Origin of the sequence: Streptomyces sindenensis, assembly GCF_014649035.1 — a bacterium.
GTDB classification, from domain to species: domain Bacteria; phylum Actinomycetota; class Actinomycetes; order Streptomycetales; family Streptomycetaceae; genus Streptomyces; species Streptomyces sindenensis.
The window spans coordinates 124,273-138,077 of record NZ_BMSG01000015.1; the positions used below are offsets into that span (position 1 = coordinate 124,273).

Genomic DNA, 13,805 nt, shown 5'->3' on the forward strand with positions numbered 1-13,805 from the left:
AAGGGGAGGCCCCGTGGTCCGCACGGTGGGAGTCGAGGAAGAACTGCTGCTGGTCGACGAGGACAGCGGCGAGGCCCGGGCGCTGTCCTCGGCGGTGCTGGCGATCGCCGAGAAGGACACGGCCGGGGAGTCGCCGTTCGAGCCGGAGCTGCACCGTCAGCAGCTGGAGTTCTCCACACACCCCTGCGCCGATATGGGCGAACTCGCCCACGCGGTCCACCGGTGGCGCGCCCAGGCGGTCCGGCACGCCGCCGACGCCGGGGCGTCGGTCGTCGCCCTGGCGACCTCCCCGCTCCCGGTCAGCCCGAAGATCGGCACGGGGGAGCGGTACCGGTGGCTGGCGGAGCGCTTCGGCCTCACCGCCCAGGAGCAGCTGACCTGCGGCTGCCACGTCCACGTCTCGGTGGCCTCGGACGAGGAGGGCGTCGCCGTGCTCGACCGGGTGCGCTGCTGGCTGCCCGTCCTGCTCGCGCTGAGCGCCAACTCACCGTTCTGGCAGGGGCAGGACAGCCAGTACAGCAGCTACCGCAGCCAGGTGTGGGGTCGGTGGCCCTCGGCCGGTCCGGTGGACGTCCACGGCTCCGCCGAGGCGTACCGTGCCGGCGTGCGGGCCCTGGTCGCCACCGGAGTGCTCAAGGACGAGGGGATGGTCTATTTCGACGCCCGCCTCTCGCACCGCTACCCCACGGTGGAGGTCAGGATCGCGGACGTCTGTCTGGACCCGGCCGACACCGTGCTGCTGGCCACCCTGGCACGGGGCCTGGTGGAGACGGCCGCCCGGGAGTGGCGGGCCGGTGAGCCGCCGTCGGGGGCCGGTACGTCCCTGCTGCGCGCGGCCTCCTGGCAGGCGGGCCGCTCGGGCCTGGAGGGCCGGCTGGTCCACCCCCGGACCTGGCGGCCGGAGCCCGCGCCCGATGTCCTCGCGGCCCTGCTGGACCATGTGCGGGACGCCCTGGAGGACAGTGGCGACCTGGAAGCCGCGGAGAAGGCCGTGGCCACCGTGGTCCGGCGGGGGAACGGGGCACGGATCCAGCGCGAGACCCTGGCACGGACCGGGAGCCTGCGCGACACGGTGGCCGAATGCGTCCGCATCACGGCCGGATGAGCCCCCGCCGCCCCCGTCGCGGCGGGACGACCGCATGAACAGCCGAACACCCGACATCGCAGGAACGGAGCAGTCCATGTCCACCACCGCTCTCGACGACCGCCGGATCCTGGCCGTCGTCACCAATTACGGCGTCGAGCAGGACGAACTCGTCGTCCCCGTGAAGCACCTGCGCGACCACGGGGCGCAGGTCAGCGTGGCGGCGGTCTCCTCCGACACGATCCAAACCCTCATCGGCGACCGCGATCCCGGAAAGACCATGCGGCCCGACCTCACGCTCGACGACGTCGACCCCGCCGCGTACGACCTCCTCCTCGTCCCGGGCGGCACGCTGAACGCCGACTCGCTGCGGCTGGAGGACGCCACCACCCGGATCGTCAGTTCGTTCGCCGCCTCCGGCCGGCCGGTGGCCGCCATCTGCCACGGGCCGTGGGCGTTGGTCGAGGGCGGCTACGTCCGGGGCAAGACGCTGACCTCGTACGCCTCGCTGCGGACCGACATCACCAACGCGGGCGGCACCTGGGTCGACAAGCCGGTGATCCGCGACGACGCCGAGGGGTGGCCGCTGATCACCTCCCGGAACCCCGGAGACCTCGACGACTTCCTCGGCGAGATCGACGCCGTGCTCGCCGAGGGCTGAGACGGCCGCCCCTGGCCCCCGCGGGGGCTCGGCCCTCAGTCCAGCGTCTGCGTCACCTCGCTGCGGGTGGCGGTGTGCACGACCCGGCACCGTGCCCCGTTGACGAGCGGCAGGTACGGCGGCACATGGCCGCACTCGACGTCGGCGACGATCGGCACGTTCAACGGCCCGAGGGCGTCCAGCACGGCCTCGGGCTGGGTGAGCGAGGGGGTGTCCGGGGCGGAAGTGCGGCCCACGAGCACGGCGTTGGCCGCGTCGAAGAAGCCGGCCAGGCGCAACCCGTGCAGATAGCGGCAGATCGCGAACGCGTCGTCACCGGCGGCCTCCACGTACACGAGAAGCCCCTCCGGGGCGTGGGCCCGGGCGAACGCCGAGGCGTCGAGGTACGGCGTTCCCGTGAGGTTGCACAGCATCTCGACGCAGCCGCCGATCAGCCGCCCCTCGACGTCCACGTCGCCGCCGCCGTCCAGCCGGGTCCACCGGCCCGGGACGTCGAGCGTGAGCGTACGGGCGTCGGGGTGCGCGGCCCAGTCGTCCCAGCCCGAGGCCCGGTGCCGCTGCGGCGGGATCTGGGTGAAACGGTGGCCCGGCGGGGCGGCGACGATGCCGAACCAGGACTCCAGGCCCTCGGGGACCCGGTACGGGGTGTCCATGAGGTTGTTCCCGTGCACGGTCGCCACCCCGGTGAGCAGGGTCAGCGGCGTCATCACCGTCGACATGTCCGAGTAGCCCACCACCCAGGTCGGCTCCGCCGCCCGCACCGCCTCCCAGTCGATCAGCGGCAGCAGGTCGATGGCGGTCTCCCCGCCCCACGGCGGAACCACGGCGCGGATGCCGGGATCCGTCAGCATCGCCGTCAACTCGGCCGCCCGCTCGGCCGCGGGCGCGCTGACGTGCCCGGACCCGTCCATGCACCGGCCGACGACGACCTCGTACCCCCGCGCCTCCACCTCGCGCACCGCCACGGCGAGCCGCTCACGCAGTTCGTCGGGCACTCCGCTCGAAGGGGAGGTGACGCCGACGCGTTCACCGGGGCGCAGGGTGCGCGGGTATCGAACTGGCATGCGGTGGATTCTGGCACAGCACGCCCGCGCCGCGTCAGCGCGATTCGGGGGTCTGCGCCGGATGGTGGAGGGCCGGGCCGACGCTGTTCCGGCGGCCCATGCCCGAGGCCGTCTCGAACCGCCGCACGCGGAAGGTTAGGCTGGCCTAAGTCAATTCGGTTCTCTCGCCCCCGCGGCGAGGCGCTCAGGCCGACCACGCGTACGAAGGGGCAGTGTCCATGACGATCCATCGAGCCGTCGTCGCCCGAGTGCAGCCGCTCTCCCCGAGCATGACCCGCGTCACCCTTCACGGAGAGGGTCTCGCGGGCTTCCGGACCACCGGGGTCGGCGACGAGTACGTGCGGATCTTCCTCCCGCACGGCCCGGACCGCACCGACGTCTCCCTGCCCCGGACCACCGAGCAGGGCGGCTGGGAGACCCCCGAGGGGCAGCCCGTCGCCCCGATGCGCACGTACACGATCCGTGCCGTGCGCCCGGAGGCGGGCGAGGTCGACATCGACTTCGTGCTGCACGAGGGCGGTGTGGCGTCCGGCTGGGCCGCCGAGGCGCGTCCCGGCGACGTCGTGGGCGTCAATGACCCCACCGGGCTCTACAGCCCTCCGGACGACCTCTCCTGGCAGGTGCTGGTCGCCGACCAGACCGGCCTGCCCGCCGCCGCCCGGCTGCTGGAGAACACCCCGGGGCATGTCCGGACCCGGGCGGTCCTGGAGGTGCCCGACCCCTCGGCCGCGCTGCCGCTGCGCGAGCCGGCCGACTCCAAGGTGACCTGGACCTACGGCGGGAACGGTCACGGCCCGAGCCGTCTGGCCGAGCTGGTCGCCGCCGCCGTCCCGCCCGGCACGGACCTCGCGGGCGGCTACGTCTGGGTGGCCGGGGAGACCAACGCCCTGCGTGCCGTGCGCCGCTACCTCCGGCGCGAGCTGGGGCTCCCGGCCGAGCGCTTCAAGGTCGTCGGCTACTGGATACCGAACTCCGACACCTGGTCCGAGCGGTACGAAGCCCTGCCCGACGCCGTGCGCTCCGAGCTGGAGGCCCTCTGGGACAACCCCGCGACGGGCGGTGACACCGAGGACCTCACCATCCGGTACGAGGCGCGCCTCAGCGACCTCGGCCTCTGACCGTCACCCCCTCGTCGGGACGCACAAGTCTCCAGTGAGGCACATGAGTCGGGGAATCCGGCGGGCCATCCGCGAGGGGACGGGTAGGGTTGCACCCGGTCAAGTAAAGCTAGCCTTGCCTAAAGTTGAGGAGCGTGCGGTGACCAATCCGTTCGATGACGAGGACGGCACCTATCTGGTGCTCGTCAACGACGAGGGGCAGCACTCCCTGTGGCCGGCGTTCGCCGAGGTGCCCTCCGGATGGACAGTGGCGCACCCGGAGGACACCCGTCAGGCCTGCCTGGACTATGTCGAGCAGAACTGGACCGACCTGCGGCCCAAGAGCCTGATCGAGAGCACGGCGGCCGACCCCGTCTGAGCCCCGGCACCGGACGCGGCCCCGCCTGTCCGATGGCCCCGCACCCCGCGTGCGGGGCCATCGGCGTGCTCGCGGCGCCGGTACGCCCCTGGGCCCTGTCGTCGAACTGCCGTCTGCCGTGCGACGGCAGGGTGACGACAGGACCTAGGCTGCGACCCGGCACCGGCCCCGACGGATTCAGGAGCGCACCCCCGCATGAACCACCCCGTCCGCGACGTCCCCTTCCCCGACGCGCTGAGCACCGACACGTCCCCCGCGCCGCACCCGCTGCTCGCCCCGGTGACCGGATTCCTCGGCACCTGGCGCGGCACCGGGAGCGGCGGCTATCCGACGCTGGAGGCGGACTTCACGTACGCGCAGGAGGTCACGTTCAGCCACGACGGGCGGCCCTTCCTCGCCTACGAGGCCCGGGCCTGGCTGCTCGACGCGGACGGGAACCCCCTGCGGCCGTCCGCCCGGGAGACCGGCTGGTGGCGGCTGCGACCGGACGGCCGGATGGAAGCCCTGATCACCCAGCCCACCGGCATCGCGGAGATTCTCTCGGGCCACGCCCGCGACGGCGCCGTCGACCTCGCCACCGAGCAGGTCTCCCTCGCCCCCACCGCCAAGCAGGTCGACGCCACCCGCCGCCGCTACACCCTGACCGGCCCGGAGACGCTGGCCTTCGTCCACGACCTCGCCGCGGTCGGCCGGCCGCTCCAGTACCACCTGTCCGCCGAGCTCCGCCGGACAGCGCCCGGCCGGGCCGGGTAGTTGCCGGAGCGTGACCGAAACGGCGGCATGGCGGCCGGGCCACGGGGCAGGTGGACGGGAAGCACAGGAGAACAGGAGCGCCATCCCGATGTCCCTTCCCTCGTACCCGGATTCCCCGTACTCGGCGCCGCCCGCGGCCGGTCACGACCCCTACGGCGGTCAGCCGCCCGCCCGGACGAACGGCTTCGCCGTCGCCGCCCTGGTGCTGGGCCTCCTCGCCTGCCTGTTCTTCTGGACCGTCGTGGGCGGCCTGCTCCTCGGGCTGCTCGCCGTCGTCTTCGGCATCATCGCCGCGCTCCGCACCCGCCAGGGCCGCGCGCCGCGCCGGGTGATGGCCATAGTCGGTGCCGCGTTCGGCGCGCTCGGGCTCATCGGCTCGGCGGTCGTTCTCGTCGTGGCCGTCTCCGTGTTCGACTCACCGGAGTTCAACGACTTCGAGAGCTGTATGGACCGGGCCAACGGGCGGGCCGCCGAGGACCGCTGCACCGAGGACTTCATCGACGAAGTGACCAGCTGACCGGCCCCGCGCGAGCCGCCGCCCCGAGGGGCGGCGGCGTAGGCTCGGCCCATGGTGCATGTACTGGGCAGCAGGATCCTGCTGCGCCCCACCGACCCCGGCCGTTCCCGCGCCTTCTACGGCGAGGCCCTGGGCCTCGCCGTCTACCGCGAATTCGGTACGGGCCCCGAGCGCGGCACGGTCTACTTCCTCGGCGGCGGATTCCTGGAGGTCTCCGGCCGGGGCGAGGAGCCGCCCTCGTCGGCCGTACGGATCTGGCTCCAGGTCGACGACGCGGAGGCCGCCCACGAGGAACTGCGGGCCAAGGGCGTCCCCGTCCTGCGACCGCCGAGACGCGAACCCTGGGGGCTGGTCGAGATGTGGATCGAGGACCCCGACGGCGTGCGGATCGCCGTCGTCGAGGTGCCCGACGACCACCCCCTGCGCCACCGGCCCTGACCGGCGGTCTCCGCACATCAGTCCACCCCCGCCCGGCACCGCACCGCCGGTTGCACGCGCACCGGGTGTTTGCCACGGTGTGGGTGGGTAGGCGGCCCGGTGATCACCGGGCGATTCCGCCCGTTGGACCGTCCGCAATGGAGCACCGAGCAGAAAAGGAGGGTTCGATGTCCTCGAAGCGACGTCGTAAGAAGAAGGCCCGCCGCAAGAACGCCGCGAACCACGGCAGGCGGCCGCAGAGCTGAGACCGCGCCGCGGCCCCACCGGACTTCCGAGCCGGTGGGGCCGCGGCGGTTTCCGTGGGCCGGGGGAGGGCCGTGCGGAACTCGGGTCCACCGTGTGATGCCCGGTGGACGACCGCTTCACACCCCAAGCGGGGCGGTGGGTTCCGTTCCCGCCCCGGCGCAGACCGAGGCGGCCGTCGCGGCCGCGTACTCCAGCATCGCCCGCGTCTCCCCGCCGGACAGCTCGGTCCGCCACCCGGTCTCCGCCCCGAGCCAGGCCAGCATTCCTGCCATGAACGCGTCACCCGCGCCGATGGTGTTCACCACCCGCACCGCAAGGGCGGGGACGGAGATCGCCGGGGCGTCCTGGACGTACGCGGTGGCGCCCCGCGCGCCCCGGGTCAGCACCACCAGCCGCCCCTGCCCGGCGAGCCTGCGGCAGCTCGCCTCCGGCTCCGCGTCCGGCCACAGGCGCACCAGATCCTCGTCGCTCGCCTTCACGACCCGCGCGAGCGCGCACAGTTCGCGCAGCCGCTCCACGCTCCGTACGGGGTCCAGGGTGCGGTCCTCGCGCACATTGGGGTCCACCGCGAGCACAGCGCCGCGTGCGGCCGCCCGCGCGACGGCGGCCACCACCTCCGCAGCCGGCTCGACGACCGCGGCGAGCCCGCCCACGTACACCGCGCCGAAACGCGGCACCTCCGCCGTACGGTCGGGCAGCGCGAAGGTCGCCGTGTCCCCGAGATGGAAGCGGTACGTGTTCCCGTGCTCACCCGGGTCGGCCACGGCGAGCGCGGTGGGCAGGGGCGGGCGGGCGCTCAACGAGAGATCGACGCCCGCCCCGGTCAGCCACGCCTCCAGGCGGCGCCCGAAGGCGTCGTCGCCGAGCCCGCCCACGAACGACGGCCGCCCGCCCAGCCGGGCCAGCCCCACCGCGACGTTCGCCGGCGCCCCGCCCGGCTGCGCCACCCGGACCGCGTCGTCCTCCCCGGCCGGCACCAGATCCACCAGCGCCTCACCGGCCACGAGGACCGGGCGGGGGCCCCGGCCGGGGGCCGGGGGCGGGGTGTCCGTCACGGCTCCACCACGATCTTGCGGCCGATCCCCGCCTGGAAGCGCTCGATCGCCTGCGGGTACTGCTCCAGCGGCAGCCGGTCGCTGATGAACACCGACGCGTCCAGCACCCCGCTCGCGAAGAGCGCGGCGGCCCGCTCGTAACTGTGCAGGACCGCCATCGACCCGGTGATGGTGATCTCCTGGTTGTAGATCCGGTACGGCTCGATCACCGCGGTCGTGGCGTAGTCCGAGACCCCGAACTGGAGGAACGTCCCGCCCTTGGCGACCCTGCCCAGCCCGTCCTGGATCGCCCCCGCGTTGCCGGTGGCGTCGATGACGACGTCCCAGCCGCCCGGCCGGTCCAGCTCCTCGGCGCGGGCCGCGGCCCCGGTGCACCCGAGCGTCGTCGCGGTGGCCAGGCGCTGTGCGTTGATGTCCAGCATGTCCACCGACGCCGCGCCGGTGCGCTTGGCCAGCTCCAGCATCATCAGCCCCATCGTCCCCGACCCGTAGATCAGCACCTGGGCCCCGAGATTGCCGTTGAGGACGTCGTAACCGCGTACCGCGCACGACAGCGGTTCGATCAGCGCCGCGTCCCGGACGTCGATGTGTTCCGGCAGCCGTACGCAGTTGGCGACGGGCGCCACGGCGTACTCGGCCGCACCCCCGGGCACGGTGACGCCGATCGCCGCCCAGTTGTCGCAGAGGTTGCCCCGGCCGGAACGGCAGTAGCGGCACTCGTGACAGTGCAGCGAAGGGTCCACGGCCACCTGGTCGCCGACGGACAGCTCGGTGACGTCCGCTCCCAGACCCACGACCTCACCGGCGAACTCATGGCCCGGCACGATCGGCAGCGTCGGTGCGAACTCGCCCTGGAGGATGTGGAGATCGGTGCCGCACAGCCCGCACGACGCCACCTTGACGACCACGTCGCGCGGGCCCGGCGTGGGGTCCGGCACGGTGGTCACCGAGACCTTGCCGACGGCTTCGACGATGGCTGCCCTCATTTGACTGCTCCCAGCGAGAGGCCCTGGACGAGTTTGTCCTGGGCGGCGTAGCCGGCGACGAGCACCGGCAGGGACACGACCACGGACGCCGCGCACAGCTGGGCGAGGAAGAGACCCTGACTCGTGACGAAGGTGGTCAGATGGACGGGGGCGGTCCCGGCGACCACGCCGGTCAGCACCCGCGCGAACAACAGCTCGTTCCAGCTGAAGATGAAACAGATCAGGGCGGTCGCGGCGATCCCGGGACCGGCGACCGGGGCGACGACCCGCCGCAGCACCGTCGGCAGCCGGGCCCCGTCGACCTGTGCCGCCTCGATGATCGAGACGGGCACGTCCGCGAGGAAGGACTGCATCATCCACACCGCGATCGGCAGGTTCATCGAGGTGTAGAGCAGGACCAGCAGCCAGATGTTGTCCAGCAGCCCCGTGTTCTTCGCGAACAGGTACACCGGCAGCAGCCCGGCGACGACGGGAAGCATCTTGGTGGACAGGAAGAAGAACATCACGTCGGTCCACTTGCGCACCCGCCGGATGGAGAGCGCGTACGCGGCGGGCAGCGCGAGCAGCAGCACCAGCACGGTCGAGAAGAACGACGCCGCCAGCGAGTTGACCAGCGGAGGCCACGGGGTCGGGCCGCCCCCGTCACCGAAGAACGTGCGGTAGCCGTCGAGCGTCAGGGCGGCGGCGATCGACGGCGGGTTGGTCGCCGCGTCGGCCTCCGCGTGGAAGGACGTCAGCACCATCCACAGGGCCGGCAGACAGAAGCCGATGCCCACGACCCAGGCGACCACGCCGAGGGCGGCGGAGCGCCGACGGGCCTTGCGCTCCAACCCGTTGACGGGCGAGGTGACGGACGGGGAAGTCGCGGTCGAGGCGCTCATGCGCGGCTCGCCTCCTCACGGAAGAGGGAGGAGACCACCCGGAGCGCGAAGGTGGCGATGATGATCGTGCCGATCACCACGACCACGCCCGCCGCCGACGCCAGCCCGTACTCATGGGCCCGGTAGAAGGTCTCGTAGACGGTGTACGGGAGGTTGGCGGTGCCGAGCCCGCCGGAGGTGATCGTGAACACCGCGTCGAAGTTCTGCACGATGTACACCGACCCGAGCAGGATGCCGAGTTCGAGGTAGCGGCGCAGATGCGGCAGGGTCAGATGGCGGAATATCTGCCAGGGCCCGGCCCCGTCCAGCCGCGCGGCCTCGATGATCTCGGCCGGCCGGCTCTGCAGCCCGGCCAGCAGGATCAGCATCATGAACGGCGTCCACTGCCACACGAGCGACGCCTCGATGGCGATCAGCGGCATCTCGGACGTCCACTCCGGCTGCGCGATCGACTCGATGCCGAACAGCTCGCCGAACCAGGTCAGCGCCCCGTTGAACAGCCCGTACTCGGGGTTGTAGAGGGCGTGCTTCCACAGCAGCGCCGCCGAGACCGGCACCAGCAGGAACGGGGTGATCAGCAGGGTCCGCACGAACCCCCGGCCGAAGAAGGCGCGGTCCAGGAGCAGCGCGAAGACGAGCCCGAGCGCGACGCTGACCAGCACGACGGTCGCGGTCAGGACGACGGTCGTCACGACCGATTCGCGCAACGCCTCGTCGGTGAAGACGGACGCGTAGTTGGAGAGACCGGTGAAGTGGCGCTTCTCCGGCTTGAGGGAGTTCCAGTCGAAGAGCGAGATCACCAGGGTCGCCACGAAGGGCAGTTGGGTGACGGCGATCAGGAAGACCAGGGCGGGCAGCAGCGGTGCGCGGGTGGCCCAGGCGCGCCGCCTGCCGCCGTCCGGATTCTTCACCGGAGCCTTTGGAGAGGCGGTGGTCCCTCTCGTTGCGGTGATGGTCATCGGTACTCCTCCGCGACCTTCTCGGCCAGCTTCTGGGAGGCGGCGAGCGCGTCGTCCACCGACTGGCGGCCCGCGATGGCGGCGCTGATCTCCTGCGCCACCCGGGTGCCCAGATCGGTGAACTCCGGTACGCCGACGAACTGGATGCCCGCCGTCGGGCGGGGCTGGGTGCCCGGGTTCTTCGGGTCGGCCTGGGAGATCGCCAGCTCGGTGACATCGGCGAACGCCCCTGCCTCCGCCCGGTAGTCGGGGTTGGCGTAGGTCGAAGCCCGCTTGCCCGCCGGGACGTTGGACCAGCCGCTGGTGGCGCCGACGAGCTCCTCGTACTCCTTGCTGGAGGCCCAGGAGACGAACTTCCAGGCGTCGTCGGCCTTCTTGGACGCCTTCTGGAGGCCCCAGGCCCAGGTGTAGAGCCACCCGGAGCTCTCGGTCCGCTCGACGGGGGCGGGGACGTACCCGATCTTCCCCTTCACCGGGGAGCCCTTCGCCTCCAGGGATCCGGCGCCCGCCGTGGCGTCGTACCACATGGCGGTCTTGCCCTGCGTCATGTTGTTCAGGCACTCCGCGTACCCGGACTGCGGGGCGCCCAGCTCTCCGTGACTGCGCACGAGATCGACGTAGAACTTCGTCGCCTTCTTGAACTCCGGCGCGGTCAGGCGCGGTTCCCAGTCCTCGGTGAACCAGGTGCCGCCCATCGTGTTGACGACCGTGGTCAGCGGGGCGATGACCTCGCCCCAGCCGGGCAGCCCGCGCAGACAGATGCCCTTCATCCCGCGCTCCGCGCCGTCCGTCCGCTCGGCGAGCTTAGCCACCTGCTCCCAGGTCGGCTTCTCGGGCATCGTCAGGCCCTGCTTCTCGAAGACGTCCTTGCGGTACATCAGGAAGGACGACTCGCCGTAGAAGGGCTGGGCGTAGAGCTTGCCGTCCTCGGCGGTCAGCGACTCCCGCAGCGGCTCCAGGATGTCCTCCTGGTCGAAGGCGGTGTCGGCCTTCGCGTAGTCGTCGAGCGGGTGCAGCCAGCCGTTCTTCGCGAAGAACGGCAGCTCGAAGTTGCTGATGGTGGCGACGTCGTACTGACCGGCCTGATTGGAGAAGTCCTGGCTGATCTTGTCGCGTACGTCGTTCTCGGGCAGCACCGTGAAGTGGACCTTGATACCGGTCTCCTTCGTGAAGTGCTTCGCGGTCAGCTTCTGCAACTCGACCATCTGCGGGTTGTTCACCATCAGCACGTTCAGCGCGTCGCCGCCCCCGAAGGAGGTCCCGCCCGCTCCGGCACAGCCGGTGGCGAGCAGGGCCAGTGCGGCGGTCACGGCGCACGTCCGCCCCCGCATACGTGGTCGACGGCGTCCTGGATGAGGCATGGGGGCTCCTGATCAGTCGTAGCGGCTCGGTGATCGGGTGGATGCGGGCATGGCGGACCACGCCCCGGCGGGCGGGGGAGCGGAGAGATGGCGCGTGCGGGCGGCGGGGACGGTCAGACGCGGATGACCTGAGGGCCCAGCAGGGAGTAGCGCTGGGCCTCGGCCGAGGAGAGTCCGGCGTCGGTGACGATCGCCTCGAAGTCACCGACCCCGGCGAACCGGCAGAAGCTCACCGCGCCGAACTTGCTGTGGATCCCGGCGAAGATCCGGCGCCGCGAACTGCGCAGCGCCTGCGCCTTGACCTCGGCGACGGCGGGGTCCGGGGTGGTGAGACCGTACTCGCGCGAGATGCCGTTGGCTCCGACGTACGCCAGATCGATCACGAATTCCGAGAGCATCCGGGAGGCCCAGTGGTCGACGGTCGCCATCGTCGAACCGCGCACCCGGCCGCCCAGCAGCAGCACCGAGGTCTTCTCGACCGCGGCGAGGGAGGTGGCGACGGCCAGGGACGCGGTGACCACGGTCAGCGGCCGGTCCTGGGGAAGCGCCTCGGCGACGAGCTGCGGGGTGAACCCCTCGTCGACGAAGACCGTCTCGGCGTCGCCGAGCAGATCGGCCGCGGCGGCCGCGATGCGCGACTTCTGCGGAACGTTGCGGGTGGTGCGGACGGCGAGTGTGGTCTCGAAGCCGGCCGACTCCACGGGGTAGGCGCCGCCGTGGGTCCGACGGACCAGCCCGTGCTCCTCCAGGACGTGCAGATCGCGGCGGACGGTCTCCCTGGCCACCTTGAACAGGTCCGCGAGGGCGTTCACCCCGACCGACCCCTCCCGCCGGGCCGTGTCCAGAATTCCCCGACGGCGTTCCTCGGTGTCCACGGCGCACTTCCCTGGTCGCTGCTGCGCCCGTTTCGGGCGGAGCCCGATAGTCCGTTCGGGCTCATGTGTCGTTTGTACAAGCAGGTCAGGGGTCACGACCAGCGGCTTCACCGAATCCCCTCGGCCCGTTCGTGCCCGGTTGGTGGGCACGAAAGCGCAGTTCAGGCGCGGACGGCCGCCGTGTCGGCCGTCCGCGCCGCCCGCTTTCCCGTGTTCCATGCCCGAACGGCGCCCGAATCATGGATCCCCGGCGTCCGCGGTGCCCGAGGGGGAGGGCACACGAACACCGGGGCGGCGCGGCCCGGGGCCGCGCCGCTCGGGTCGCCCGGGCGGCCCGGCTCCCCCGGGCCGTGTCAGGGGAGCACGGGCCTGCTCTCGCCCTCGCCGCCATGGGGGCGGGGCACCGCGCCCCTCCCGGGCGCCTCCGGATAGAACCGCCGGGCCCAGCGCCGGAACGGGCCGATCGGTCCGTCGCCGGAAGCCAGCCGGGGCGGCTGCTGGTACTGCTTGTGGTGCCAGATCGGGAAGTCGGCGGCGGTGAACTCGCAACTGGACCGGAAGACGGGACGCTCCAGGAGCCGGGCCGCGGTTCGGCTGACGATCCGGGCGAGCCCGGGCGGCAACCGCCCCGGCTCGTCGAAGGCGATGCGGTTGAGCTGCCGGAACTGCATCCGGTTGGGCGCGATGGCCGTCGGCATCACCATCGTGCACATCCGCAGCCCGAAGCGGGGCGTGTGGACGTCGGCGTGCAGGCAGCCGAGTCCATAGCCGTCCACCTTCACGTCGACGGTGAAGTCACCCACGAGGGGCGCGGACTCGTGGGCCCGCATGGCGACATGGAACGTCGCGCCGTCGTACGTCACAGGACCGTCGATCTCGGCCTTCGACCAGCCGTGCAGGGTGGCGAAGTGCCCGAGGTCGACCGCGTTCTCGATGACTTCCTGCACGTTGCCGGCCAATTCCCAGGCGGCCGTGCGCGCGGGCCTGTGCCCGATCCGGTGCCACCGCGGTACGGACCAGTCCGGATCCCGTCCGTCGTGGTGCCGCCAGACGAAGACGCCCCCGTTCACCTCCTGGACGGGCAGCTGGGCCAGCGGCGACCGCGGGGGAGGCGTGCCGTACCCCGTGCGGACACAGGTGCCGTCGGGGGCGAACGCGAAGAAGTGGAAGGGACACGTCAGATCCTCCCCCTCGACCTTGGCCAGGCCGAGATGGGCCCCCAGGTGCGGGCAGTACGGCCGGACGGCGCGGAGCAGTCCCGTGCCGGTGCGGTACAGGACGACGTCGCGCCCCGCGAGCGGCCGCGTCAGCACGGTGCCCGGCCGCAACTCGTGCGAGAAGGCCAGGGCGGACCAGCCGCTCGGATACGGCAGGGCGGGCGCTCCCGCCGCATCCGCCGGCGTCGGCCCCTCGCTGATCGTGTGCCCGTGCTCGCGTGCCACTCCCACG

16 protein-coding genes are annotated in these 13,805 nt (G+C 72.2%); 8 read left to right on the forward strand and 8 right to left on the reverse strand.

From position 1 onward, the window contains the following. Window positions 1-13: 13 nt before the first annotated feature. Entirely contained in the window at window positions 14-1,105 is a 1,092-nt protein-coding gene (locus IE145_RS18350) for a glutamate--cysteine ligase 2 (RefSeq protein ID WP_189526237.1), read from the forward strand. Between the two features lie 76 nt (window positions 1,106-1,181). Beyond that, entirely contained in the window at window positions 1,182-1,745 is a 564-nt protein-coding gene (locus IE145_RS18355; RefSeq protein ID WP_189526239.1) for a DJ-1/PfpI/YhbO family deglycase/protease, read from the forward strand. Between the two features lie 35 nt (window positions 1,746-1,780). Here the strand turns inward: IE145_RS18355 and IE145_RS18360 are convergent, their stop codons facing one another. Further along, window positions 1,781-2,809 carry a S66 family peptidase gene (locus IE145_RS18360; RefSeq protein ID WP_189526241.1) on the reverse strand — a complete coding sequence of 343 codons (1,029 nt, stop codon included), beginning with the start codon at window positions 2,807-2,809 and terminating at the stop codon, window positions 1,781-1,783. Window positions 2,810-3,027: 218 nt separating this feature from the next. Here IE145_RS18360 and IE145_RS18365 point away from each other — a divergent pair, with 218 nt between their 5' ends. The 6 genes from IE145_RS18365 (at window position 3,028) to IE145_RS34135 (ending at window position 6,238) form a co-directional block, all read left to right on the forward strand. Further along, window positions 3,028-3,927 (forward strand): siderophore-interacting protein, encoded by a 900-nt coding sequence (locus IE145_RS18365; protein WP_189526243.1) that lies wholly within the window; start codon window positions 3,028-3,030, stop codon window positions 3,925-3,927. A 139-nt stretch (window positions 3,928-4,066) separates the two neighbouring features. After that, a complete protein-coding gene (locus IE145_RS18370) occupies window positions 4,067-4,285 on the forward strand; it encodes an MbtH family protein (protein WP_189526245.1) in 219 nt (72 codons plus the stop codon). Between the two features lie 195 nt (window positions 4,286-4,480). Continuing rightward, entirely contained in the window at window positions 4,481-5,038 is a 558-nt protein-coding gene (locus IE145_RS18375; RefSeq protein WP_189526247.1) for a heme-binding beta-barrel domain-containing protein, read from the forward strand. Window positions 5,039-5,126: 88 nt separating this feature from the next. Beyond that, window positions 5,127-5,555 carry a DUF4190 domain-containing protein gene (locus IE145_RS18380; protein ID WP_189526249.1) on the forward strand — a complete coding sequence of 143 codons (429 nt, stop codon included), beginning with the start codon at window positions 5,127-5,129 and terminating at the stop codon, window positions 5,553-5,555. A 51-nt stretch (window positions 5,556-5,606) separates the two neighbouring features. Further along, window positions 5,607-5,993 (forward strand): VOC family protein, encoded by a 387-nt coding sequence (locus IE145_RS18385; RefSeq protein ID WP_189526250.1) that lies wholly within the window; start codon window positions 5,607-5,609, stop codon window positions 5,991-5,993. A 167-nt stretch (window positions 5,994-6,160) separates the two neighbouring features. Further along, window positions 6,161-6,238 (forward strand): 50S ribosomal protein bL37, encoded by a 78-nt coding sequence (locus IE145_RS34135; protein WP_373292019.1) that lies wholly within the window; start codon window positions 6,161-6,163, stop codon window positions 6,236-6,238. 117 nt (window positions 6,239-6,355) lie between these two features. On the opposite strand, the gene IE145_RS18390 is transcribed toward IE145_RS34135, so the two are convergent. The 7 genes from IE145_RS18390 to IE145_RS18420 form a co-directional block, all read right to left on the reverse strand. Continuing rightward, window positions 6,356-7,294, reverse strand: a complete 939-nt coding sequence (locus IE145_RS18390; RefSeq protein ID WP_189526252.1) for a PfkB family carbohydrate kinase — start codon at window positions 7,292-7,294, stop codon at window positions 6,356-6,358. After that, window positions 7,291-8,280: a zinc-dependent alcohol dehydrogenase family protein gene (locus IE145_RS18395; protein ID WP_189526254.1), complete on the reverse strand. Its 990-nt coding sequence runs from the start codon at window positions 8,278-8,280 to the stop codon at window positions 7,291-7,293. The genes IE145_RS18390 and IE145_RS18395 overlap by 4 nt, the downstream gene beginning before the upstream one ends. Continuing rightward, a complete protein-coding gene (locus IE145_RS18400) occupies window positions 8,277-9,161 on the reverse strand; it encodes a carbohydrate ABC transporter permease (protein WP_189526255.1) in 885 nt (294 codons plus the stop codon). The genes IE145_RS18395 and IE145_RS18400 overlap by 4 nt, the downstream gene beginning before the upstream one ends. Then, complete coding sequence (locus tag IE145_RS18405) at window positions 9,158-10,120, reverse strand: carbohydrate ABC transporter permease (RefSeq protein ID WP_189526257.1); 963 nt, start codon at window positions 10,118-10,120, stop codon at window positions 9,158-9,160. The genes IE145_RS18400 and IE145_RS18405 overlap by 4 nt, the downstream gene beginning before the upstream one ends. Beyond that, the gene (locus IE145_RS18410; RefSeq protein ID WP_189526259.1) at window positions 10,117-11,481 is read right to left on the reverse strand and encodes an ABC transporter substrate-binding protein; all 1,365 of its coding nucleotides are present in this window, start codon (window positions 11,479-11,481) and stop codon (window positions 10,117-10,119) included. The genes IE145_RS18405 and IE145_RS18410 overlap by 4 nt, the downstream gene beginning before the upstream one ends. A 113-nt stretch (window positions 11,482-11,594) precedes the next feature. Next, window positions 11,595-12,356, reverse strand: coding sequence for a DeoR/GlpR family DNA-binding transcription regulator (locus IE145_RS18415; protein ID WP_069735965.1), 762 nt, complete (start codon window positions 12,354-12,356; stop codon window positions 11,595-11,597). A gap of 353 nt (window positions 12,357-12,709) precedes the next feature. Beyond that, complete coding sequence (locus IE145_RS18420; protein WP_189526261.1) at window positions 12,710-13,804, reverse strand: Rieske 2Fe-2S domain-containing protein; 1,095 nt, start codon at window positions 13,802-13,804, stop codon at window positions 12,710-12,712. Between the last annotated feature and the right edge of the window lies 1 nt (window position 13,805).